This is a genomic window from Bartonella sp. AC10YNML (genome assembly GCF_042196825.1).
Lineage (GTDB): Bacteria > Pseudomonadota > Alphaproteobacteria > Rhizobiales > Rhizobiaceae > Bartonella.
Window position 1 is genome coordinate 51,727 of record NZ_JBHIRA010000010.1, and the last position, 25,430, is coordinate 77,156.

General features: G+C 38.5%; 16 protein-coding genes and 1 pseudogene. 10 read left to right on the forward strand and 7 right to left on the reverse strand.

Going from position 1 to position 25,430, the window contains the following annotated elements:
* The first annotated feature begins 91 nt into the window (after window positions 1-91).
* The 9 genes from ACFINA_RS06355 (at window position 92) to ACFINA_RS06395 (ending at window position 14,696) form a co-directional block, all read left to right on the forward strand.
* Window positions 92-1,399, forward strand: a complete 1,308-nt coding sequence (locus ACFINA_RS06355) for a BID domain-containing T4SS effector (protein ID WP_375615256.1) — start codon at window positions 92-94, stop codon at window positions 1,397-1,399.
* A 343-nt stretch (window positions 1,400-1,742) separates the two neighbouring features.
* The gene (locus ACFINA_RS06360; protein ID WP_375615257.1) at window positions 1,743-2,579 is read left to right on the forward strand and encodes a BID domain-containing T4SS effector; all 837 of its coding nucleotides are present in this window, start codon (window positions 1,743-1,745) and stop codon (window positions 2,577-2,579) included.
* A gap of 354 nt (window positions 2,580-2,933) precedes the next feature.
* Window positions 2,934-4,214: a BID domain-containing T4SS effector gene (locus ACFINA_RS06365; RefSeq protein ID WP_375615258.1), complete on the forward strand. Its 1,281-nt coding sequence runs from the start codon at window positions 2,934-2,936 to the stop codon at window positions 4,212-4,214.
* Between the two features lie 294 nt (window positions 4,215-4,508).
* Window positions 4,509-6,473, forward strand: a complete 1,965-nt coding sequence (locus ACFINA_RS06370; RefSeq protein ID WP_375615259.1) for a BID domain-containing T4SS effector — start codon at window positions 4,509-4,511, stop codon at window positions 6,471-6,473.
* A 319-nt stretch (window positions 6,474-6,792) separates the two neighbouring features.
* Window positions 6,793-10,023, forward strand: a complete 3,231-nt coding sequence (locus tag ACFINA_RS06375) for a BID domain-containing T4SS effector (RefSeq protein ID WP_375615260.1) — start codon at window positions 6,793-6,795, stop codon at window positions 10,021-10,023.
* Between the two features lie 778 nt (window positions 10,024-10,801).
* Window positions 10,802-12,373 (forward strand): murein biosynthesis integral membrane protein MurJ, encoded by a 1,572-nt coding sequence (murJ, locus tag ACFINA_RS06380; protein ID WP_375615261.1) that lies wholly within the window; start codon window positions 10,802-10,804, stop codon window positions 12,371-12,373.
* A gap of 60 nt (window positions 12,374-12,433) precedes the next feature.
* Entirely contained in the window at window positions 12,434-13,504 is a 1,071-nt protein-coding gene (gene trpS, locus ACFINA_RS06385; RefSeq protein ID WP_375607239.1) for a tryptophan--tRNA ligase, read from the forward strand.
* A gap of 62 nt (window positions 13,505-13,566) precedes the next feature.
* Entirely contained in the window at window positions 13,567-14,058 is a 492-nt protein-coding gene (locus tag ACFINA_RS06390) for a universal stress protein (RefSeq protein WP_375607238.1), read from the forward strand.
* 59 nt (window positions 14,059-14,117) lie between these two features.
* Complete coding sequence (locus ACFINA_RS06395) at window positions 14,118-14,696, forward strand: NifU family protein (protein WP_375607237.1); 579 nt, start codon at window positions 14,118-14,120, stop codon at window positions 14,694-14,696.
* 444 nt (window positions 14,697-15,140) lie between these two features.
* Here ACFINA_RS06395 and ACFINA_RS06400 read toward each other — a convergent pair.
* The 3 genes and pseudogenes from ACFINA_RS06400 to ACFINA_RS06410 form a co-directional block, all read right to left on the reverse strand.
* Window positions 15,141-15,223 (reverse strand): annotated as a pseudogene (locus ACFINA_RS06400) (DUF4102 domain-containing protein); the annotation flags it as partial.
* A gap of 1,052 nt (window positions 15,224-16,275) precedes the next feature.
* The gene (locus ACFINA_RS06405) at window positions 16,276-16,611 is read right to left on the reverse strand and encodes a zinc ribbon domain-containing protein YjdM (protein ID WP_375607236.1); all 336 of its coding nucleotides are present in this window, start codon (window positions 16,609-16,611) and stop codon (window positions 16,276-16,278) included.
* Window positions 16,612-17,888: 1,277 nt separating this feature from the next.
* The gene (locus ACFINA_RS06410) at window positions 17,889-19,517 is read right to left on the reverse strand and encodes an alpha-D-glucose phosphate-specific phosphoglucomutase (protein ID WP_375607235.1); all 1,629 of its coding nucleotides are present in this window, start codon (window positions 19,515-19,517) and stop codon (window positions 17,889-17,891) included.
* A 217-nt stretch (window positions 19,518-19,734) separates the two neighbouring features.
* Here ACFINA_RS06410 and ACFINA_RS06415 point away from each other — a divergent pair, with 217 nt between their 5' ends.
* On the forward strand, window positions 19,735-20,259 hold the full coding sequence (locus ACFINA_RS06415; protein WP_375607278.1) for a peroxiredoxin: 525 nt from the start codon (window positions 19,735-19,737) through the stop codon (window positions 20,257-20,259).
* An 873-nt stretch (window positions 20,260-21,132) separates the two neighbouring features.
* On the opposite strand, the gene ACFINA_RS06420 is transcribed toward ACFINA_RS06415, so the two are convergent.
* From ACFINA_RS06420 to pyrF, 4 genes are all read right to left on the reverse strand, one after another.
* Window positions 21,133-21,666 (reverse strand): replication protein, encoded by a 534-nt coding sequence (locus ACFINA_RS06420; RefSeq protein WP_375607234.1) that lies wholly within the window; start codon window positions 21,664-21,666, stop codon window positions 21,133-21,135.
* 590 nt (window positions 21,667-22,256) lie between these two features.
* Complete coding sequence (gene hisS / locus ACFINA_RS06425; RefSeq protein WP_375614708.1) at window positions 22,257-23,741, reverse strand: histidine--tRNA ligase; 1,485 nt, start codon at window positions 23,739-23,741, stop codon at window positions 22,257-22,259.
* A gap of 42 nt (window positions 23,742-23,783) precedes the next feature.
* A complete protein-coding gene (locus ACFINA_RS06430) occupies window positions 23,784-24,032 on the reverse strand; it encodes a hypothetical protein (protein ID WP_375615262.1) in 249 nt (82 codons plus the stop codon).
* 58 nt (window positions 24,033-24,090) lie between these two features.
* Entirely contained in the window at window positions 24,091-24,936 is an 846-nt protein-coding gene (gene pyrF / locus ACFINA_RS06435) for an orotidine-5'-phosphate decarboxylase (RefSeq protein ID WP_375607231.1), read from the reverse strand.
* Window positions 24,937-25,430 lie beyond the last annotated feature (494 nt).

Genomic DNA, 25,430 nt, shown 5'->3' on the forward strand with positions numbered 1-25,430 from the left:
TCAGTTTGATATTCTTCTTTTGTCTTAAAAAATATCAAAAAGTGGGAAATGCGCCAAAGAGGTTTTCTAAAAATATTGAAAGGAAACAGCCATGAAAAAAAATCACCCAAGCCCTTCTACCAATGTAGAGGAACTAAGACGACAAGTTGACCAACAAAATCTAGGTGCTTCTAATGTAGAAGACCTCTACGCAAAGGTTAATAAGCCACCCAAAGAACAGCGCACCTCACCTCAATATACACTTCAACAACCACCAGAAACGGTCTTTGCTCCCCAAAAGCCACTTGACCAACAAAACCTAGGAGCTTCTAATGTAGAAGACCTCTACGCTAAAGTTAATAAGCCACCCAAAGAACAGCGCACCTCACCTCAATATACACTTCAACAACCACCAGAAACGGTCTATGCTCCCAAAAAGCCACTTGACCAACAAAACCTAGGAGCTTCTAATGTAGAAGACCTCTACGCTAAAGTTAATAAGCCACCCAAAGAACAGCGCACCTCACCTCAATATACACTTCAACAACCATCAGAAACGGCCTATGCTCCCCAAAAGCCACTAGGAAATCCCTATGACAGACTTGGTGAAAGACCAAGTGATGGGCGACGCACCGACAAACTCGTAAACCCCTATTCAATAACAGATTTGGCAGCGCAAGATTGGCAAACACCTTACGACACAGTTGGTGAAGGTGCACAGGGTGGACGACATCCCCAAGAATCAAAACATCATCTCTATTCAGAGCTTGAATTTGGTACAGAAGGTGGTCGCTCTCCCCAAAGACCACTCGAATCTGTCTATGCAACGGTTGGCATGGGAGCTGAAGGCGGGCAAGAGTCTGAACAACTAGAAAATCCCATCTATCAAGGCGTTGGCGGAGGCAGAATCTCCCCTCCCAGAACCCCAAAAGATGTGGTTACAACAAAGCTTTTAACAAACGTAGACTTTCAATATGGTGTAAGAGAAACGCAAGAATGGTGCAGAGTTGTTTATGGTAACGAACATGCTTTGAATCAACAACTGGCTAAGATTCTTGACGACCCTCAAAATGCAGAAAAAGTCTTATGGAGCCTTGCAGAAAATCCTGAAAGCGCTGGTAAGCTTGCAGGTCACAAAATACTTGGTGTAAAATCTCTAAGCCGCAGAGAAGCTGAAGATGGTTTTCGTCCTCTTTGCTCAGCTCTTGAGAGACATATATATAATACACAAAAGCTCCATAAAAAGTTTACACGGGAGCAGGAAAGAGAAAGAGGTCAAAAACAAGAAAGTCCAGAAAGAGATACAGAAGACAGACATTACCACCATCATCGTCACGCAAGAGGACAAGAACAAAATAGTCCAGAGCACAGCCCACAACAACAAAGACATGGAGAAAAAGGAATGGCTTTTGCCATGTAAGGGGAGCATAAACATAAAAACAGATAGTTTTTGTTTTTCATGTAATCTTTTTTTCAGTGAGTTTCTTGGTGCAAATCATTTTATCGTGATTGCACCAAGAGTTGTTTTAAAATATTACAAAAAATAGTTCTAAAAGTGGATCCTATAATTTATCATAACTTATTGATAAAATTTCATAAAAAAACTGTATAAAAGACATAAATGTTCATTACCTATCGATATGAATAGCGCAAAATCTTTGGAGGTCATTCGGTTGGATATCTTCCTTTATATAAAAGTTATCAAAACTAAAAGTGGGGAATGCACCAAAGAGGTTTTCTAAAAATATTGAAAGGAAACAGCCATGAAAAAAAGTCACCCACAACCCCAGAGCACAGAGCCCCTCTATGCACAAGTTAATAAACCAAACAGAGGAAACCAGCGCGGACCAACCCCAGAAGAGGAAGTTCTATACGCATCCGTTAGCAGTGTTTCTCCTTCAAGAGGGAGACATCCTGATCGGGGAAGAGAAAATCCTGAAACCGATTATACAGAGGTTGCTCCCCCAAAACGCGAAGCTGAGGTTACATACGCATCCGTTAGCAGCGTTACCGCTTCTTCAAGAGGTAAACATCAAAGGACAGAAGATCCTGAAACCGACTATACAACGGTTGCTCCGCACCAAAGAGGAAAGCCTTCACCTTCTCTCACAACTGACCAAAAGAGTGTAATGCTTTTAAAAAATCGACAGGTCCAAGCACGTGCAGAAGAGGTTATACATTGGAGTAAAATTGTTTATGGCAATGATACAATTTTCCAAAAACATTTGCAAAGCATACTTACAGATCCCAATAAAGGAAAAGAGCTTTCAGATCAACTTGCTGAAGATCCTGAGTCTATACATAAGCTTGCGGGCCGTACCGCACTTGGACTAAAAAGTCAAACACGCAAAGAAGCTGAAGAGGGTTTTAAATCGCTTGTTGACGCCATTGATGATTATACAAAGGCTGTAGAAAGAGCCACAGAGAGGCTATCGCAAACCCCTCTAGCGGAACAAAGACGCCGTCAAGAAAATTCTCAGCAAGTTGAGAAACACCATCATCATCGTCATCATCACACAAGAGGACAAGAACACAATAGTCCAGAGCACAGCCCTCAACGACAAAGACATGGAGAAAAAGGATTTTCTTATGCCATGTAAGGGGGCATAAACATAAAAACAGATAGTTTTTGTTTTTCATGTAATCTTTTTTTCAGTGAGTTTCTTGGCGCAAATCGTTTCATTGCGATTGCGCCAAGAATTGTTTTAGAATGTTACAAAAAATAGTCCTAAAAATGGCGCCTGTAATTCACGATAACTATTGATAACTTATTGATAATATTTCACAAAAAAACTGTAGAAAAGACACAAATGTCCATTAAGCTGATTAAAAATAGCGCAGATCTTTGGAGCTCATTCAGTTCGATATCTTCCTTTATCTCAAAGCAATCCAAGCATAAAAGGCAAGAGTGCTCCAAAGAGGTTTTCTAAAACAATTTTTGAAAGGAAACATGCATGAAAAAAAAACACCCTCATCCTTTTCCATCCTCTTCAATACAAGAACTTATAAAACTCTATGAACAAGCGGCGGCAGAGGTCTCAGGCGCAGCCCCCCTTCCTAAAGAAACACCTTCAAAAAGCAAAAGACTATCATCTATACCGGAAGAAGATGAGGAAAGACAATCTCTTTTAAGCGAAGAAACTGTACATGCATCAACAAATCGAACAGCTTCGTTAACAAGAGGCAGCTCTACCAAAAGGCAGCAAAAACCTGAAACGACACACTCAACAGTTACTTCACAAGTTACCCAAAGGACAACAAGAGTTCTCTCAGAGGAAGAAATCATTCTATTGCTTCCACACCATTCATTGGTTCGAACCTATCAAGAGGAAATCCAACGTTTATCCGCAAGTGCCTATGGTAACCCAAACATTTTGCAAGAAAAAATGCAGGAAATTCAAAGAGATCCCGCTGCAGGAGAAGAGCTCTCATGGCGCATGGCAGCATATCCTGAAAGTTTTGCTAAACTTTCCGGCACCAGCGCGTTTGGCTTCAAAAGTCGAGTACGTAGACACGCGGAAGAGAGTTATTCCGCTCTCAGTATCACCGTTGATTGTTATACAGAAGCTGTAAAACAGGCAAGAGAGAGCCTCTTACAATCTCCAGAGCAAGAACTCAAAAACTATGAACGCTTAATGGGGAAGGAAGCCGTCGCTAAACTTCTGCAAAAACCAGATCATCGTGAAAAAGAAACTCTTTCAGAGACAGAAATTTCTACCCAAATTCAACAACATTCAAAAGTCAAAAGACACCGCGCCCAAATCCAATATTGGTGTAAAGTTGTTTTTGGGAACGAAAACATTTTGCAATCACAAACAGAAGAGCTTTTCCAAAACCCTGAAACAATAGAAGCACTCGCACAGCAACTTGTCGGAAATCCTCAATCTTTTCACAAGTACGCTGGTCATAACTTTTGTGGCTTTAAAAATCAAGCACGCAGACATGCTGAAGCGGGTCTTTCTCACCTCATTGACGCCGCTGACAATTATGCAACAGCTGTAACACAAGTAAGAGAGAGCCTTTCAAAAACTCAGCAGACAAAACAAGGACACAATGAAGCATCTTCTGAGAGAGCGCAAATCTTGCATCAACAACAAAGCGTCTCACAGTCTGCTCAACGCGTTGAGCTTTCAACAGTAACGCATGAAGGAGCAACAACCTCTACTCAACAAAGAGAAACAGATATTCGTCCTCGCAAAACTGCCGCCCCAAAAGCGATGGCTTTTGCCAGTTAAACAGACATAAGTTTTCACGTTGAATCCAACGTCTTGGCGCAACCATAGCAGAGGTGATTTGCGCCAAGAAATGGGGAAATTCATTCCTCCGCTACTTAATCTCAGCTATTGATCAAACAATATTTAGAGAGTGATTATGATCTGAACCATGAGAGTCAAATCTTGTGAAGCTTCTCAGTTTCATATTCTCTTTCATATTAGAGTAAGTGAAAAAGCATAAAACAGAATAAAAACCAACACATGTTTTTAAATAGTATTTAAAAACAATATTGAAAGAGTTTGAAAGGAACATGCATGAAAAAAAGAAATCCCTCCCCTTTTATCACCGAAATGATGGAAAAATTTCAACAACAGGCTGAACAATCCCCCACCAGCCCCCCCCCTCCCCAAGTTTCTCAAAGTTTGCCAAAACCAACTGTACAAAAACGCCCAGAAAATTTATCCCACCACCCAAAAGTTGCTCCACCACCTCCCCCACGTATGAAAAGCCCAGTGCAAACCAGCACAATGCCTCCTAACACCAAAAACCAAGAGACACCTCCCCCACAAAAAAAAGCAGCTCCGCCAAAACCTCAGCGTGTAAAAGAGAGACAACAACATAAACCGACAGTTCAAGAGTCCCCCTTCCTACAGACAAAAGTGGCTCCCCCCCCTCCTCCACGCATGAGAGAAAAAACACAAACCGGCACAAAAATCTCCAACTCAAAAATCCAAGAACACTCCTCTCCGCACACAAAAACAGCTCCACAAAGACCTCCACGTGCAAAAGAGAGGCAACAACATAGACCAACAGTTCAAGAGTCCCCTTCCCCGCAAAAAAAAATGGCTCCGCCCCCGCCCCCACGTATGAGAGAAAAAACACAAGCCGACGCAAAAATCCAAAAGCATGAAACCCAAGAAAGCCCCTCCACGCGCATAAAAATGGCCCCACAAAGACCACCGCGTGCAAAAGATAGAGAACAAAATAAACCAACTGCTCAAGAATCCCCTTCTCTACAGACAAAAGTGGCTCCGCCCCTTCCCCCACGCATGAGAGAAAGAGCACAAAACAGCACAAAAATTCAAAATCCTGAAACACACGAACCAAGTGTTAGACCCAAAACATCATCACATATGAAAGTCAGGCAGCAAAGCAGTTCATCATCACAAGACAGTGGAACATATGCCGTCCCGCCTTCAAGAAAACCGCACCGTATGGAAAACAGAAAACAAAGCGATACTGTCGTCCCAAAAACTTCCTCTCCACACACAGCAATTGAACAACCAAAACCGTCTCACGAACAAAAACCATCTATTAATACAATGGAAAGAGAGCTATTGCTCGTAGCATATCAAGAAGAAATACGATTTTTGTGCGAAAAGGTTTATGGCGAACGGCTTATTTTAAGTGAAAGAATAGAAGCAATCAAAGAAAACCCCGATATGGGAGAACAGCTCTTATGGGATGTTACAGAACGGCCTAAGTCTATTTCTAAGCTTGCTGGTAGAAAAGTTCTTGGCATAAAAAATCATGCGCGCAAACAAGCTGAAGAAACTCTTCCTACCCTATGTGCTGCTATTAACGGTTATGTGTATACTTCAAAATATACAAAAAGTGAAAGTATTTCTCAAGGTCCTCACACGGAACAACAACATCAGCGACAAACACAGGAGGAAGAGCTAACAAATCAACATTTACAAAATCCGCTCAATTCAGAAAAGAAAATAAAACCTCTCTCAAATCAGGAAATTGCTCGCAGAGTTCAACAAGATCCATCGGTTCAATATGGTCAAAGAGAGATCCAATATTGGTGCCAAATTGTTTATAAGGATCCATTTATTTTGCAATATAGAATAGAAGATATGCACAAAATTCCAGAGATAGGAGAAGAAATTGTATTTCAAATTGAAAAGGATTGTACATCTTTTGCTCCTCTTGCTGGTAAGCAAGTCCTTGGCTTAAAAAACGGAGCACGAAAAGCTGCTGAAGAAAATCTTCCTACCCTTTGTACCGCCATTAAGGATTATGCTGAAACCGTAAAACAGTTAAGAGAAACCATTGTGCAAAACCATCAGGCAGAACAACAAAAACGTCATCAACCGCTTAACGATCTCGATAAAAAATTGCAACAGCAGCAAAACTTATCGCAGCCCTCAAAGCTACCTGAACGCTCAACAGCAAAGCGGCATCAAGAAATTGCAGAAACTTCTAGACAAGAACATCAACCGCATGTTCGACCGCGCAGAACCGAAACATCAAAAGCAATGGCTTTGTCGTGATAGTCTAATCATCGTTGACTTTTCATACAAAACTTTGGTGCAATTATCTTGCCAAGATTGCACCAAAAACGGTGTATGAAATACAGAAAACTTTGAATAAGGCACCCCATTATTTTACAGAATTCATTGATAAAATTTCACGATAATACTTCATAAAAATTACAAACTTTAACTTTGTTCCATGCGAATAAGGTCAATTTTTTCAATCATTCAAATAGGCACTCTTCTTTGAAGAAAACGCTATGAAAATAATAAAAGGCAAAAAATGTAAAAAAGAAGATTTTAAAAAAATAATGTTACCATTTGAAAGGAAATATGCATGAAAGAAAACACAGAACATTGTGCCTCCTCTACACCGGAAGAATTGCAAGAACAACACTCTGCAATTAATGCAGCCATTTCAAAGCAAATCAATGAAGAAGCGCAAAAATTTTTCTACCCCAATAGCAAAGTGCTTAAAAATAAATACCGCATCAAAGATAACGAAATATTAAAAGAACGCTGTTCTAATGATGTAAAAGAAGAAATGATAAAACTGCACCAAGAACCTCTACCAGAGCAGTTTAATGCCTCTTATCTAAAATACCTTCATCAACGCCTCTTTTCCCGCACATTTGAATGGGCCGGACAAACGCGCGAAGAGCCTTTTACATTTGAAGATGGCACTGTTGCTTCTATGCCCATTTTGAAAAGAAAAGAATTTACAAAACCTTTTGCGATTGGCAGAAAAATACAGGAGGAACTAGAAAAGTTAGATAAAACACTTGCTGAAAAGAATAATTTACAAGACTTAACTCGCGAAGAATTCGTTGAACAAGCAGCTGGTATAATGATAGATTTGCACCACTTGCATCCTTTCAGAGAGGGCAATAGGCGCACAAAGAGACTGTTTGTTGAAAAACTCTCTCAAGCAGCAGGACATGAGCTAGACTTTTCTCTTGTGAGCAAAAAACGTAAAAACTTTGTCCGCGTCGCTGCCATGGAACATGGCGACCCAGAGCCTATGAAGCATCTTCTTGAGGATATCTCAAATCCAGAAAAATTGCTCCTCTTACGAGAATTCACCAACTCTATGAGAGAGCTTGGATTAGATGAAAAAAATTATCATCTCGCTGTCGTTGCAAAAGAAGGAGAAACCTATCATGGTACCTATAGAGGCAGTGGACCCAATGGCTTCATGCTTGATGCCAACGGCATTTTCATCTTGGGAAATAAAAAAGATCTCACCCCAGAGCAAATACAGACATTAAAAATCGGTGACGCCCTCTCCTTTACAGCACCAAAAGTTCAAAAACCAGAAAAAAACCAGAAAAAAACATTGCTTCCAGAAGAAAAAGAAGAAAAAAGAGCCACTCTTAAAAACGATGAAATAACTGAAAAGAGCAAAGACAAAACATCCATTCAAACAAAGAAAAAGGGAAAATCCTATTTTTCACCATGGATTGCCTCTCATGTTTTACATGACAGCGTTGAAGTTATGCCCAAAAGTTTGCAAGCACAAGAAAAAGAACAAATGACACAACCAATTGTTCAATCGGCTTCCGCTATGAGGCAAATGCAAAAAGATTTTCAAAAAAACATTTTACAAAGCAATAATACAGCGACAAATGATCCAATATCTGTCAAAATGACAAAGGAAACACGCTCTGATCATCCAGAAATAGAAAAACAGCCTATCAAAAAAGCAATGGCATACTGGGATACTGGTACAAGAAAAACGGACACAATCCCTCTCACCTTACAAGAGAAATTATCATCACCACCTGAAACCGAAGAAAATAAGACAATACACCGTAATTTCTTTTACCCCAATAGTATCACCTTAAAGAATAAATATGGAATAAAAGACTACGGAAAATTAAAAGTGCAATGTGCCCATGATACAACAAAAGCAATCATTCATCTGCGCCAAGAAGCGCCACCACAAAAACTAACCTCCACATATCTCCAATATATTCATCACACCCTATTTAAAAATACTTTTGAATGGGCCGGACAAACACGCGAAAAACCATTTACATTTGAAGATGGTACCGTTGCTTATATGCCAATGATGAAAAAAGCTGGTATTTCTTTTGCCTCAGCAAAACAGATACAGGAGGGACTAGAAAATTTAGATAAAATACTTGCTGAAACGAATAGTTTAAAAGGCTTAACCTGCGAAACATTTGTTGAATATGTCACTGAAATGTTGATACAGCTCAACTATACCCATCCTTTCAGAGAAGGTAATGGACGCACGCAACGAATGTTTTTTGAAAAACTTGGGCAAGTTGCTGGCCACACACTCGACTTTTCTCTTGTAACAGAAAAACGTATGAATCTTGCCAGCATTGCATCGCTAAAACATAACGATAAAGAAGAAATGAAACATCTGCTTGAAGATATCTCAAATCCAGAAAAAATACTTATTTTAAAAGAATTCATGGACAGTATGAAACATATCGGGCTTGAGAGTATTCATCATCATCTTATTATAACAGCAAAAGAAGGTCATACCTATAAAGGCTTTTACAGAGGCAGTGGACCCAATGGCTTTATGCTTGATGCTAACGGAATTTTCATCTTGGGAAATAAAAAAGATCTCACCCCAGAGCAAATACAGACATTAAAAATCGGTGACGCTCTCTCCTTTACAGCACCAAAAATTCAAAACCAGCAAGAAGTGCTTATCCCCGCACAAACAATAGCCCCCCTTACCAACAATGAAATTGCCACAAGGATAAAAAACAACGTTTCCATTCAAGCAAAAAGAAAAGAAATAGAAACTTTGTGCCAAATCATTTATGGCAATCGTCATATTTTGCGGGAAAGAATTGAGATGATCCATGAAAATCATACTGAAGGAGAACAACTCTCCTATCAAATTTCCACCTCCCCCCAATCTATTTCTAAGCTTTCTGGTAGCAATGTATTTGGCATAAAAAACAACGCGCGCGCCCATGCTGAAGCAAATATTTTGCCCCTCTGTAAAGCCATTGATCGTTATATCAATATTTCTAAACAAACAGAAAGAGACATTCTCCATACCCATCATGTAAAACAAAGGCGGTGTGAACAGTCGGTAGAAATACCTAAAGCTTGGATAACAAATCTCTTTTCCGTGTCAAAAACACAACAGCAAGAAACGTTATCAAACTCTCCCGAATTAAGGGGGGAGATAAGGACTTATATCAAAAAAATCAATGAGCGCTTATCCTCAAGCGAGCATGAAGCTATAAAAGAAAATAATCCTGAAAGACTTGCGAAGAGTCTTGGCACATCAACCATCAAAGCAAAAGAGATTATGGAAATAGTCAAGCAGATAAAAGAGATAGAACAGCATATACAACCCATGTATTTTTATAATCATAAATTCGATGAGCGTTTCGCACCAAACCAGCATCAATCTATAAAGAAAAACAATGAAAAAAAATGTTCCAACACTCTTGATAAAGAGGCAATTAAAGTGCAAAAAATGACAGAAAACGTCAATCAGAATCCCAAAAGACAAGAAAATATTCAACCTCACAAAACGGCACACGCAAAAGCAATGGCAATGAATGTCTAAAAGGTTCATAAACTTTAACTTTTTCGCCCCCTCTGGTAAAAATGATAGCCTTTATCCCCCTTGCCTTCATCGGCAAATCAATCGCACCTCAAAGAGAATGGAAACCATGAGAGAGTAATTTTTATCTTATTTCCTCAGATTTTATCCTCATCAACTGTGAAAAGAAACCTGAACAGGAAAAATGCTGTTGAAAGATCATGTCTTCCTATCCTCTTGTTTATGTAATCTCTAAAATGGGAGGGCCGGCAAATTTGGGGAAAACATAAAGCCGTAAAAGTGAAAACCAATCACCAACTTTACCATTACCTTTTAGCTCAGCCTTACGACTTTTTAAAAGATCTAAAGCGCTGTTTTCTTAATAATGAATAAATAATGGAAATGGCGCATTGCTCCACGCTTTTATTTTATTGGCGTTCTTTTAATAGGGTCACACCCCTCACATAAAACAGAACGGTATTGGCTTACACTATTCACGATATCACACCATAAAGGGAAATGATCATTATATATCCCTTCAAACTGTTATGATATCACTCGCATATTTCAGTTTGAAAAAGAAATTTTAATTATTTTATGGCAACAATAAAAATTTTAATGCAACAGTAAACAAGGAGCATAAAAAAGTCTTCAAGCACCATTGTTGACAGAAAGATAAACACCGTCGTAAAACGCTTTCAAAAAGTCTCCTTGATTAGGATAGAGATCAGATTTTTACGATTTAAAACAGTTTATTTCTCCTGTCATCGCTTCTCTTTTACAACAAAGTTGATATATCTTTATGACATTGATTAAAAAAATTGCGACAGTTGCTTCCGGAACCCTCATGAGCCGTATTTTTGGCTTCGTACGCGAAATGCTTATGGCAGCAGCCCTAGGGACAGGTCCTGTTTCTGATGCCTTTAACGCTGCTTTTCGTTTTCCCAATACATTTCGTCGTTTTTTTGCTGAAGGTGCCTTTAACGCTGCTTTCATTCCTCTTTTTGCAAAAAAAATCACTGAAGAAGGCCACGAAACGGCATGCAAATTTGCAGAAGAGGTCTTTGGCGTTCTCTTTTCACTGCTCTTACTGTTAACGATTGCGATGGAACTCAGTATGCCTTTTTTGGTACGAACCATTATTGCTCCAGGTTTTACAGAAGATGTAACAAAATTTAACGCTACAATTCACTTTACTGCAATCATGTTTCCCTATTTAACCTGCATGTCGCTTGCTGCCATGATGGGGGGTATGCTTAATGCTCTACGACGCTATTTTATTGCCGCCATTGCTCCACTCTTTTTAAACATTGTTCTGATTGGTGTGCTTGCCTATGCTTGGATCTATAAACTTGACGCTTGGCATATCGGTTTAAATCTCTCTTGGGGTGTGTTGGCAGCAGGGCTTCTTCAACTCACCTTAATTGCCCTTGCTTTACGTCAAAGTGGAATGAAAATTTCCTTCCGCCAGCCCCATTTTAGTCCTAATGTTCGCAAGCTGTTAACTTTAGCATTTCCAGCAGCCATCACGGGTGGCATCACGCAAATTAATTTGCTCATTAATACCAACATTGCTTCTAGTCAATCAGGTGCTGTTTCTTCTTTAATGTATGCGGATCGTCTTTATCAATTGCCTTTAGGCGTAATCGCCATTGCCGTTGCAACGGTTCTTTTACCAGAGTTAACACGCGCTTTGCGGAGCAAAAAGCATAAAGAAACCCACCATTTACAAAACCGCTCTATTGAATTAACATTGTTGTTAACACTTCCAGCATCCATCGCTTTTTTGCTGCTCTCCACTCCCATTGTCAGTTTGCTCTTTGAACGAGGACAATTTACCAGTCAATCAACACACCATGTTGCACAATTACTGGAGCTTTATGGACTAGGACTTCCAGCTTTTGTTCTTATTAAGGTCTTTATTCCTAATTTTTTTGCCCATGAAGATACCAAAACACCGATGGTTTTTACAGGTATTTGCGTTTTTATCAATATCGGTCTCGCCTTAACATTATTTCCTATTCTATCTGCACGAGGCATTGTTATTGCTGAAATTACCTCTGGATGGGCCAACACCCTGTTGCTGTGGAGTGTCCTTATCAAACGCGGTTATTGGAAATACGACTTCCAACTAATAAAGCGAATATTATGTCTCATGATGGCAACTCTTTTGAGTGCACTAGCCCTCTATTACGGATTGAATGTATTTAGTTTTTTGTCTTTTCCTTTATCCTCACAAGCATCCTTTTTCTTGCGCGCGATCACCTTAGCTGGGATCATGATTGGCATATTTTTTATCTATTTTAGTACCTATTTTTTATTCAACACCCGTTCCTTTTTTCACACGCTTAAAAATTTGAAAAAACGCTCATAATATCTATACTTTGTCAAAAACAATAAAATGAATAACCTTAATTGAAGAAAGAGCACTCCTATGGATACCTTCACACCACTTGTCTTTTCCGGCGTACAACCGAGTGGTCATTTACATCTTGGCAATTATCTTGGAGCCATTCAGCGTTGGGTTGAACTGCAAAACTCTCATCACTGTCTCTATTGTGTTGTGGATATGCATGCGCTCACAGTCAACCCAGATCCCCTTACTTTACGCGAATCCACCAGAACAGTGACAGCAGCTTTTTTAGCCGCCGGTATTGATCCTCAAAAACACATTATTTTTAACCAATCACGTGTTTTTCAACATGCTGAACTCGCCTGGATTTTTAATTGTGTTGCCCGTATCGGCTGGCTTCAACGCATGACACAATTTAAAGATAAAGCGGGAAAAGATCGCGAAAAAGCATCCATCGGGCTTTTTGCTTATCCCACTTTGATGGCTGCTGATATTTTAGTCTATCGTGCAACGCATGTTCCAGTAGGCGAAGATCAAAAACAGCATGTTGAACTCACACGCGATATTGCACAAAAGTTTAACAACGACTATGCACAGCGTATTGCCGAATTAAATTTTGGCGTCTCTATGCAAACGGATGAAGAAAAAAGACAAGGCTTTTTTCCTCTTCCAGAAGCACTGATTGGAACAACAGCCACACGCGTTATGTCTTTGCGCGATGGGACGAAAAAAATGTCAAAATCAGATCCTTCAGATTTTTCACGCATTAATTTGACCGATGATGCTGATCTTATCGCAAAAAAAATACGTAAAGCCAAAACGGATTCGGCCCCTCTTCCCGATACCCTTGCCGCTTTAAAAGAACGACCAGAAGTAGATAACCTGCTTGGTATTTATGCCGCCTTTGCCAAAGTTAGCAAAGAAAAGATTCTTTTAGAATTTTCTGGTCAACAGTTTTCGCATTTTAAAACAGCTCTAGCCGACCTTGTTGTCCATAAGCTTGCCCCTATAACAGAAGAATTACGTCGCCTTCATAAAGAAAGCGGTTATATCGACTCTGTTTTGCATGATGGCGCTAAACGTGCTAGTATGCTTGCAGAAGAGAATATGAAAAAAATTCGTGAAATTGTTGGATTTTTGCACGATACATAAAAATAATAAAACTAAAAACTGTAGAGAGCAAAAAAATCGTTTGTACAAAATAGAGAAAGTGCATGATTTCCAAACCCCAAAATCCGAAAAAAGAACCAAAGAAAAAAAACTTAGTTATTATCGATGAAACACCAGAGTGTCGGCGTGCCGTTGCGTTTGCCGCACAGCATGCCCAAAATACCAGTAGAACATTGGTATTACTTTGTGTCGTTGATAGTGTAGAATTTCAACATTTTCTGGGTGTAAACAACCTTATGCGTACAGAATCAAAGCAAAGTGCTCATAAAATATTAGGAGACATTGCCAGTGAAGTCCGCACCACCCATGCGCTTGAAACAGAAATAGTAGTGCGTGAAGGAAAAAAAATTGATGAGATTTCTAAACTGATCGACGAAGATAAAAGGATTGCACTGATTGTTTTAGCAGCCAGTGGACATACAGAAGGACCAGGACCCCTTGTTCAATTAATCGGGAATAAAGGGACAGCTTTTTCAATCCCTGTCATTGTTATTCCTAGCAATCTTGCCGATGAAGATATTAGATCTATTGCCTAAAAAATATAATTTTCTACAATGTAAGATCTTCCCAAGCCTTCATTATAAAAGGAGAATCTATGTTTATTCAAACTGAAACCACCCCAAACCCTGCAACACTTAAATTCCTGCCAGGACGCGTGGTTCTTTCTGAGGGCGTATTAGAATTTCGTGACCGTGAAGAAGCAGCTAAAAACTCACCTTTAGCGGCTAAACTGTTTAATATTCCCAATATCAATGGTGTCTTTTTAGGCTATGATTTTATCACCGTGAGCAAAAAAGAAGGAGAATGGCAACATCTTAAGCCCGTCATTTTAGGCACAATTATGGAACATTTTCTATCCAATGAGCCAGTGATCACCACCAACGCCACAACACAAGCACAAACCCATGCCCTTAACGAAGAATTTTATGACGAAAAAGATGCTGATATTGTCTTAACCATTAAAGAGCTCCTTGAAACGCGTATCCGCCCCGCAGTTGCCAATGATGGTGGAGACATTACTTTTCGTGGATTTGAAAATGGTATTGTTTATCTCAATATGCGCGGCGCCTGCGCTGGATGTCCCTCTTCAACGGCAACCCTCAAACATGGTATTGAAAATCTTTTACGTCATTTTATCCCTGAAGTTTTAGGCGTTGAAGCCATGCCACAATAAATATTGACCTCAATAGGTAAAACAACCACATTGATTGCCCTTCTTCAACAGCGCTCAAACATGGAGTGCAAAAATCTTACATCATTTTATTCCTGAAATTTTAGAAGTGAGCTATGCAGCCATAAAAATACAGTACTGTAAAAAAATCTAAATAAAATGCTCCCTTCGCTCACCTTTCACCTCCACATATGCCTTAAAAAGCTTTCTGCCCCTTAAGAGCATAAGTTGTTTCAATAAACCAATCGCATAGACAGAAATAGAACGCATAGGGATGTGCATTTTAAATTTATTTTGTTTCATAATCTTGTCATGCAATTTTAACTAGGAAAACACGACCTCGTTACAAAAAAAGAAAATCCCCAAAAAAACATTGCAAGATAGAGTACCCATTTGCTTCATCTTTCTCAGCTCTCCCAACGACAAAATCATGCAAAATACTTCTTGTAGCAAACCGGCACCATCATTATATCTGCCAGCCCCCAATGTTGCGACAGCCCTTGGCACTTAAGACGATTCATAAGAGCCATTTTTAATCCTTTCTTGTACAGTTTTTACCCACACGCCAGCCCCTCTTGTGGTGTGCAAATAAGTGATTTTAATTGATTCAACATGGAACAAATTTGAAATGAGAGAATCCACGTTATTCGGGATTCTAATTCAATATGAATAACGCTAATTTATTATTATAAATCAATATGTTGTAGCAGAAAATTGACAAAAATCATATTTTGCAACTTGAATGAGAATTCTGACATTCTTCTTATTTCAATTCTGTTTTTATTGCATCAATGAAAATCGTCCGCTTACACAGCACAAACTGGATAATAACAAAAACTATTTTTAATAGCGCTTATAAACACTTTTAAATATAGGAACTGTTGCAACATTGAGAGCTGGAAAAAAATGCATGATGATGCTACCTTATCAGTATCTCGTACCGATCTTTTCCTATTTTTGAGTCAAAAATTCCCCTCTAGCACCTTGAATCTGATCTCCATAAATATAGCGAGGAAGATGTGTACAAATACTTGTAAAAATAAATAAATGTAAAATCAGATCTATTATGGTTGTTTTGGAAGTCATTTGAGAAAAAGTGGGAATATTTTTTCAATTCAGCAGAAATAAGTTTGTTACTTTACGGCATCGTTCTCTTCATAAAGCGCATACCTTTATTGTTGCTTGTAAATCAACATCTACCCCTTCTCATCACAATATGTTTAAAAGAAAAGACAGTGTCAGTATTTCTCTACTATATATATTTTTCCAACCCTCAAGGTTGCAATAGCCCTTGGCACTTGAGATGGTTCATAAGAGGCCTTTTTACTACTTTCTTGTACCATGTCACTCCACACGGATCTCCCCGCCTGTAACATGCAAGAGACATGATTTTGATTGATTCAACACGGAACAGATCTGGAGCTCTCATTCAACATGCAAAATAGTGAATTATCTTTATAAATCAAATTATTGCTGTACGTATCTTTTATATCCCAATAAGGGCATATATTGCATCTATCTGATTGGCATAATTAGTGAAATAAGAAAAGAAATACAAAAACAATTGCAATAGGATAAACGTCTAAACTTTTTTCACAAACTCCGACTTTAAACTCATCTGCCCAATCCCAGGAATTTTGCAATCAATATTATGATCCCCATCTACCAAGCGAATATTCTTTACCTTCGTCCCCCCTTTTAAAACAGATGAAGCGCCTTTTACTTTCAGATCTTTTATCACCATAACAGTATCGCCATTTGTCAAAATCTGACCATTGGCATCATAAACAGTATCGGAAAGAACAGCGGCATCGTTCTTTTGTGGCCATTCATGTGCGCATTCAGGACACACAAAATTTTCACCATCTTCATAAGTATAAAGACAATCACAACGAGGACATTTGGGATATTGGGTCATAAATTCCCCTTTTTTAGAAAAATCATTCATTATGACGGTCATAAAACAAGAAATGCTTATTGTCCATTATTTTAGAAAAATACGTCCCTTTGTTTCATTCCCCATCTGCCAACTATGTTTGTCAATGCGATCACCACAGACAAGACGTTAATTTATAAGAATGATTTATCATTGTACACCTTAAATAAGCCCCTACCTATCATAAAATTTACTCCCTTCATTCTCTCTTATAAATCAATCAAAATCATTTTCTTATCCGTCACAAATGAAATTAACGAATGGATAAAAAATGAAAAAAGGAACATCTCTTAATAAATTCTCTCAAAGAGCGAAGCACGATTGAATATTGCGAGAAAAGAAAGTGATGCCTTAACTTGACCTTTTATTTTAAGTAAAAATAACGGTTATAATATTAGAGAATATGTTGATTTATAATCATCATCAATGGTTTTGTATATTGAATAGAACACCCGAATATTTTAAGATTTTCTTATTTCAAATCCTCTTCTATTGAATCAACCAAAGCCTTGCGCTTGCATGTTACAAGTGGAAAGATGCACATTGGGAACTAATCAATAAGTGTGATGGAGCTGGGCTTACTCTCTCATAAAAATGGTGGTGCTCAATGTTGTCACTGCCCTTGGCACAAAAGATGATTGATTCATAAGAGGTGTTTTTAGTTCTTTTTTGTACAGTTTTTATCCACACGGCTCTCCCCACTTGTTATGTGCAAATGAATGGTTTTAATTGATTCAACATGGAATAGATTTGAGATGAGATAATCTTACAATATTGGAGAGCTCTCATTCAAATTGAATAATACTAAATTATTATTATAAATCAATTTATTATCCAATATATATCGACCATTATATTCTTCTCGAGGATTTACCGTTATCTCCTACATGAACAGCATTCCATAAAGAAGGGCGTAAGTGTATTGAGAGAGGCTTTTTAAATAAGCATATGAAATGCGCAATAACGACAGTGTTCTGTTTTGCATGAGGAACATCATCCTATTAAACAAACACTTCTATCAAACCATCAGAAACCATTGGGCATAAATGCTCCGATTATGCTGGATTATAATTGCCTACAGCATTCGGTTTTAAGAAGCACGCAGTTTTAGGAATCGGATCGATATGTAAAGGTGAAAAAAACAAAGCGAGCTTGAAAATGGAGTTAAGCTCTTCCTTATGGCAAATAAAATCATGCCCCTAAAAACATACCCCATGTGATCAATCATCATACCTTTACAAAAAAACATTCCAATGATCTTAGGTAATAATATCAGGGTGGTCTCGTCCCAATACTTGTTGTATGTTTAGTAGTTTTAGTGCCACCTGTTGCAAAGGTTGGAGAACTTCTTGCGGATTAAAATTGTGTTTGCGTGGATCACTTTCATACTGTTCAAAATAAAGTCGTAAAGTAGCACCCAGTGTTCCTGTTCCCGACAAACGGACTACCAACCGTGCTCCATTCTTGAAAAAAATACGGATACCTTGCCGCGTGCTAACGCTCTGATCAACAGGATCATGATATGTAAAATCGTCTGCTTTTTTGACGAAAAATCCAGAAATTTCAGTTCCTGAATGTGGTAAGTGTGCACGCAAATGTTCTATAATTTCCAAAGCTTTATCGGCTTCGACTTCTTCATAATCATGCCGTAACGTGTAAAAACGCCCATAGGTGTACCAATGCTGTTGAACAATTTGTGCGACAGTTTTTTCTGTTACCGCTAAAAGATTTAACCAAAATAGGACAGCCCATAAACCATCTTTTTCACGGATATGATGAGACCCAGTTCCAAAGCTTTCTTCACCACAAAAGGTTACTTTCCCCGCATCCAAAAGCGTTCCAAAAAACTTCCATCCCGTTGGTGTTTCAAAAAATTTTAATCCTTTTTTTTCCGCGACCAGATCAGCAGCACGCCCCGTCGGCATAGAACGCGCTATCCCCACAACACCTTTTCGATATCCTTTAATGAGGTGTGCATGCTCAGCCATAATAGCCAGAGAATCTGACGGCGAAACAAATTGCCCACGACCAATAATGAGGTTACGATCTCCATCACCATCAGAGGCTGCGCCAAGATCTGGTCCTTTCTCTGACATCAATAAATCATAAAGAGCCTTAGCATAAACCAAATTGGGATCTGGATGACCACCTCCAAAATCTGGCAAAGGAATACCATTAACCACCGTCCCTTCAGAAAATCCTAAGCATTTTTCAAAAATTTCATGAGCATAAGGCCCTGTTACCGCATGCATGGCATCAAACCGTAAAGTAAGACCTCGAGCAACAGCCTTGGCAATACAGTCAAAATCAAAAAGCTCCTGCATCAAAGCAACATAATCAGCGACAGGATCAATAATATCAATCCGCATGGCTCCCATAAAGATCGTACCTTGCCTATCTAAATCAACATCTGGTGCTTCAAGAATTTTATAAAAAGAAAGACGTTGCGATGTTGCAAAAATAGCATCACATAAAGAATTAGGAGCGGGTCCCCCATTAGAAATATTATATTTAATACCACAATCTCCTTCTGGACCACCAGGATTATGGCTTGCAGAAAGAATAAGTCCACCATGGGCATGAGTTTTACGAATAAGATGCGAAACAGCAGGTGTAGAAAGAATACCGCCCCTTCCCATTTTAATAAGAGAGACACCATGCGCCGCTGCCATCTTCAACACAATCTGAAGGATAGTACGATTAAAAGTGCGCCCATCCCCCCCAAGAATTAACATTTTTCCTTCAAGAGGCCCAATGTTATTAAAAAGAGACTGTATAAAGTTTTCTACATAATGGGGTTGTTGAAAAACAGACACTTTTTTGCGCAAACCAGATGTTCCCGGTTTTTGCCCCTCAAAAGCCGTGGTCAAAACTGTCTTTATGGTCATATCCATACCTTTATATTCTTTCCTATAATTTTAAGGTGAAGAGTATCCAAAGTCGACCATTAATTCTACTTGACGGAAGTGTGAAATATTTGCACACTCGTTAGAAGTAAGAATTTTTTAAGAAGCCCTTTTATTTAAAACGATCTTTCCCATATGTTTTTAAATACGAAGGCTGTTTTAAAACAAAATTTTCGTAAAAGAATACAGGAGCATCATGATGATGAAAAAAACAGTTCCCAATGTAACATTCCACACACGCGTACGCGATGAATCAATGGCTGGAGACAATCCTTATCGGTGGCAAGAAGTTAGCAGCGATGCTTACTTTAAAGGAAAGCGTGTTATTCTTTTTTCTCTTCCTGGAGCTTTTACCCCTACTTGCTCAACCTTTCAGCTGCCTGACTTTGAAAAACTCTATGATGAATTTAAACACGCTGGTATTGATGAAATTTATTGCCTTTCCGTCAATGATGCTTTTGTCATGAATGCTTGGGGAAAAGCACAAAATATCAAAAACGTGAAATTAATTCCCGATGGCTCTGGTGAGTTCACACGCAAAATGGGTATGCTGGTTGCAAAAGACAATGTTGGTTTCGGCATGCGATCATGGCGCTATGCAGCTGTTATTAATGATGGTGTGGTTGAACAATGGTTCGAAGAAGCAGGTTTTTCAGATAATTGTGCAACAGATCCTTACGAAGTTTCTTCACCACAAAATGTTTTAAAAGCCTTGAAAAGCTAATTCCAACCCCGAATCGTCCATTTAAACAAAATTTTACGACACAAATTTCCTGAGCAGGAAAGTTTGTGTCGTTTATTTTTTGCAACATCTATTCGTGAAAGCAGACCCTATAAGTTTATTGTGTGCCTTCTGTGAGAAAAGATTAAAGCAATAATTTTTTCAATAAATATTTTATGTTCTAACGGCTTTGTAAAAGCTTGAAAAATTGCTGATGAAAAATCTGGCCCCGTTGTGGTACTAAAAAATCAAAGAATTAAAAGCTGTTGCACGCTATCAAAAAATGCTGATGCAATTGCCAAATGCGCAAATTCATGCAAAACTCTCTCGGAAACATCAAGGATTAACATATAGATAAACTATGCAAAATCAACGCTGAGCTCCTCATGTTGAGAAAAACTTTATGTTGAAAATGGTTTGATTTATAATTTCTCATATTAAATGAGAGGAGCCGAATATCATAAGATTGTTTTATTTTATCCCTTCTTATATTGAATCCCTTAAAACTATTTTTTTGCTCATTAGCAAGGGGGATTGGCATATGAATAAACCATTAAAAAGAGTGAAAATGCTTCTCGTAAATGCTTTCAAAGGCGAAAGCTGTGAACATTAAGACTGCAAGGTACACAAAAGCATCAAGAGAGAAAATACAGATCAAACATTTGTTTGAAGAGGCGCACAGTTCAAATTGAGTTATGTCTCATAAAAAATAATCAAACACGGCATAAAAACAGCTCTGCATAAAGAACCGTTTATAAAGAAGATTCAATCAAAACAAATCCCGCAAACATTCCAATTCACATACCATAAACAAACTCATTACTGTTCTCATAGCCATTTATTCTAAGCTTTTATTTTTCTCTAAGAGAAAAACGGTTAAAGGAGTTGTTTATTCGGGTATTCTACCGTAAAACGTGCTTCTATCTCTTCCTCTTCATCGAACTCAAAATCTTCATCACATTCAGGAAGACCAAAAATATCTGGATTGATGAAATAACAATCTTTTTTTGTCCCCTTCGCTACAATTTTATTTGTTTCTAATTCTTTGATACCTTCTTTAAAACTTTCAAAATTAAGATATTCTGGTTCTTGAATTGAAAGATCGCAAGTCAAAAATTCTTCAAGAATATCAAGATCCAATGTTATCTGATCAAACCATAAATCCACATTATCCCCCTCATCTAACATTTTCCCTAATTGCCACAACATCACAAAAAATGCTTTCATACCATTAAATGATAACCCAAAAATCATACGCCGACATGACGAGGCGCCTGAAAAGGTAATTTGCGGAAGATCTTCAAATCCGAAATTTGAAGGAGGAAGTTTAAATGATTTTCCAATATTCTCAGGTCTTTCAAGAATAAAGGGATTTCGTTCATAGAGCAGAGTAAAATCATATTGGACCATTTTCATTTCTCCGTTAAAGAATTGATTTTATGAAAAATGCATATTATCAGTAGGTTACCATTATAGCAGCTTACAATTCATCCAAACATGCTCCTGTAAAAAATTGTTCGATTTAAGTCATTCCATTGTTTTTTGAAGCTTAAAAAGTTTTTTAGGATAAAACGCTCTAGTTCTCCCTCCTTTTGCAATAAGGCTAGATTTTGTAATGTCCAAGAAGAGAACATCAAAGGATTTGATACTCATAGATGAGAATTCAAAGATGAAGCCAATATAAACTGTCAATATTTTATAAACTTTTTCAGAAGCATTACGTGAAACCCTTTAATTTTCTCAGAGTTTTTGTTCGTTACTATTTTTTTTGCACATTTTAATGCATTATCATCGCATCCTCAGAAGGGCACATTTTATAGCGAATAGCGCTTACTTTTATCTCTTAAAAAATCTCTCTTTTATGCCGCACGCACTTCAAAACCCCACTTTTGAACGCGTGTGCCAGCACGTATAAACGAGCAAAGCACAAATTTCAAAAATTGAATCTCAACTTTTCCGAATATTTCAGGTAATCCTTTCGATAAAGACTTTTACCATTATCACTTTTGGGTAGCTAAAATATTCTGTACCGTTTTGACCAATTGATCTTCATCAACCGTCACTTGTGCTGGTCGACTTTCACGCCATGTTTGATTATCTTTGATCTCATGAGATAACCGCGCCCCTTCAATCAAATCTTTAATCTGTATTTTTCCGCTCTCACGTTCTTGTGAGCCTTGGATAACCACACAAGGCGCTTGGCGTCGATCCGCATATTTCATCTGCGCTTTTATCCCCGATGCCCCCAAATAGAGCTCAGCACGAATTCCCGCACCACGCAACTGCATCACCATTTTTTGATAACCAGCAACCGCCTCTGGCTCTTTATCCATCATCAGCACCACAACCGGCCCTGTTGTCTCCTTCATAGGCAACTTTCCAAGATTTTGCAAAGCAGCGATCAAGCGTGAGACCCCGATTGAAAAACCTGTTGCTGGAATGTTTTCACCACGAAAGCGTGCCACCAATCCATCATAGCGCCCACCACCACCAACGGAGCCAAAAACAACTTTCTGCCCATCATCATTGAAAACATCAAACAGCAACGTAGCCTCAAAGACAGGACCTGTATAATAATCCAGTCCACGCACCACCGATGGATCAATCTTGATACGATTCTGAAAACCATTTGCGGCAAAAATTGCTTGCATTTCCTCAAGCTCACGAATTCCCTCACGCCCTTGAACATGATCACCAACCACTTCTTTAAGAGCCTCAAGCGTTTCTTCTGCTGTTTCAGCTCCAGCAGCAGTTAAGGTAAGAATACACTCAATCTCTTTATCCTTAAGCTCCGCCCCTTTTGTAAAGTCACCACTTTCATCCAAACGCCCTTTTCCCAAAAGCAAACGCACCCCTTTAGAACCAAATTTATCCAGTTTATCAATTGCTCTTAAGACAGTTAAGCGCTTTTCAGCCTGCTCATTTCCCCCCAAACCAATTTTCTCTAAAACGCAATCGAGAATTTTTCGGTTATTCAGACGAATGGCATATTCATGATGCTGAAACCCTAGTTTTTCCAAACTATCGGCTGCCATCATACAAATTTCGGCATCAGCTGCTACCGTTGGTGTTCCAACAATATCCGCATCAAACTGCATAAATTGCCGAAACCGCCCTGGACCTGGTTTTTCATTGCGAAAAACAAAGCCAAGACGATAACTGCGATAAGGTTTTGGCAAAACTTCAAAATTCTCTGCAAAATAACGAGCAAGAGGAGCAGTCAGATCATAGCGCAAAGACATCCATTGCTCATCATCATCTTGTAGCGAAAAAACGCCCGCATTTGGACGATCTGAATCCGGTAAAAACTTACCCAGCACATCTGTATATTCAAAAATTGGTGTTTCCAGTGCTTCAAAACCATAAAGTTCATAAACTTCACGAATTTGCGCAATCATTGTTTCAGTTGCATACAACTGTGCACTTGTACGATCAACAAACCCACGGGGTAAACGGGCTTTGGTTTTTTCTTGTTTTGATAACATATTTTTCTCTAACAACAATATATATTCACCGATAACGTGTGTCTATCTTATAGAAACAAACGCTGCAATACCTTTATCAACTGGAAACTGGTAACAATATGCATAAGCTTTTGCTTTTAAAAAATGCAAACCTTTACCCTTAAGGCAATCTACTGAAAATATTTGCATTTTCAATAGGAACATAGCCCCCCGCTCAACATGAAATGCACGCTTAACATTCAATGAAAAGACATCTGTGCTTGTTGAAAGAAACCACAAAGCAACTGTTGATTCTGGATAAATCGGAAACATCCCCCTCAAAAGCCCTCCCTCTCAGAATTCTTCAGATTTATTACAGATGCAAAAATCCTCAAGACATCAGTGTGCTTTGCGCTTGTTCTGCAAAATGATTGATAACATTTTTTAAATCAACAATATTTCGTCCAGCATCTGTAATAGAGCGTGATACAGAGGGAATAACATTCTGCCAAAGTCTTTGTGGAAATTGATTTGCTAGTTGTGTCATTGTTCCACCTTGGGTGCCAATACCTGGAACGAGAAACAGACTACTGTTTAACTGCTCAATTGTATCTTTTGATTCAGATCCTAATGTCGCTCCTATAACCGCACCTATGGGGCCAATATTATGATGGAGAACCGAAGACTGACTATTATAATCACAAATACACTGTGCAAGATGAAGAGAGAGTGTCTGGTCACCAATAAGCGCATTTCGTATTTGTTTCCCCTCTGGATTAGAAGACTGAACCACTACAAAAACCCCTGCTCCTGTTTCTTCAGCAACCTTTATCAGAGGAATAAGAGCATCAAAACCCAAAAAAGGATTAATTGTCATGGCATCAGCTTTGAACGCACTGCTTGAACCAAGCCAAGCCTTACCATAGGCTTCAGCAGTAGAGCCAATATCCCCCCTTTTTGCATCCGCCAGAACCAATATGCCTTGTTCGTGTGCATTTTCAATCAGTTCTTTCAGAGCTTGAAGACCTTCCACACCATATAATTCAAAAAATGCGACTTGCGGCTTTATAATACCTACTTTACCCACAACTGCTGTTAAGAGAATATCACAAAAATCTTTTAGACCTTTATAATCAAAGCTTAGTTTCCACGATTGCAAAACTTTATGGCTCGGATCAAAGCCAATACAAAGAGGTCCATAGATTTCACGATTTTTAAAAAAAGTTGAACGAAACATTTTATATCCTAACAAGGTCTCTCTTTAAACTTTTTGATACAATCAAAAAGAAAAGCATTTGTCAAAAGAATACAATAGCGAAAACACAAAGAAGAGCTCTCTATACAAAGTGTGCTTTTATTCATGAAACATAAATATATTCCCATTCGTAACGCTTATCATATGTTTATCGACCAAGACGTTGTCATGAGATAAAAATTCAAATTTATGAAAGAATATAAACAAAGAAGCATCCATATTATTATGACCTCATAAAGCCCTATAAGCGTACCTTGTCGTTTTCACACCCTTTTTTATGATCAACAAAAACTCTCTATGAACGCGCTTTAAACAAAGTTTCAAAAGAAAATGCCCCACCATGATGATCTCGATCTTAACTTTAGATCTTTCCTATTCCTTTTTGGAACATAATTAGCAAAAAGGCATTGTATCTCCAGCATATTCAAGGAGATAAAACATGGAAACTCGCATTCCTGAAGACACACCATTCGATA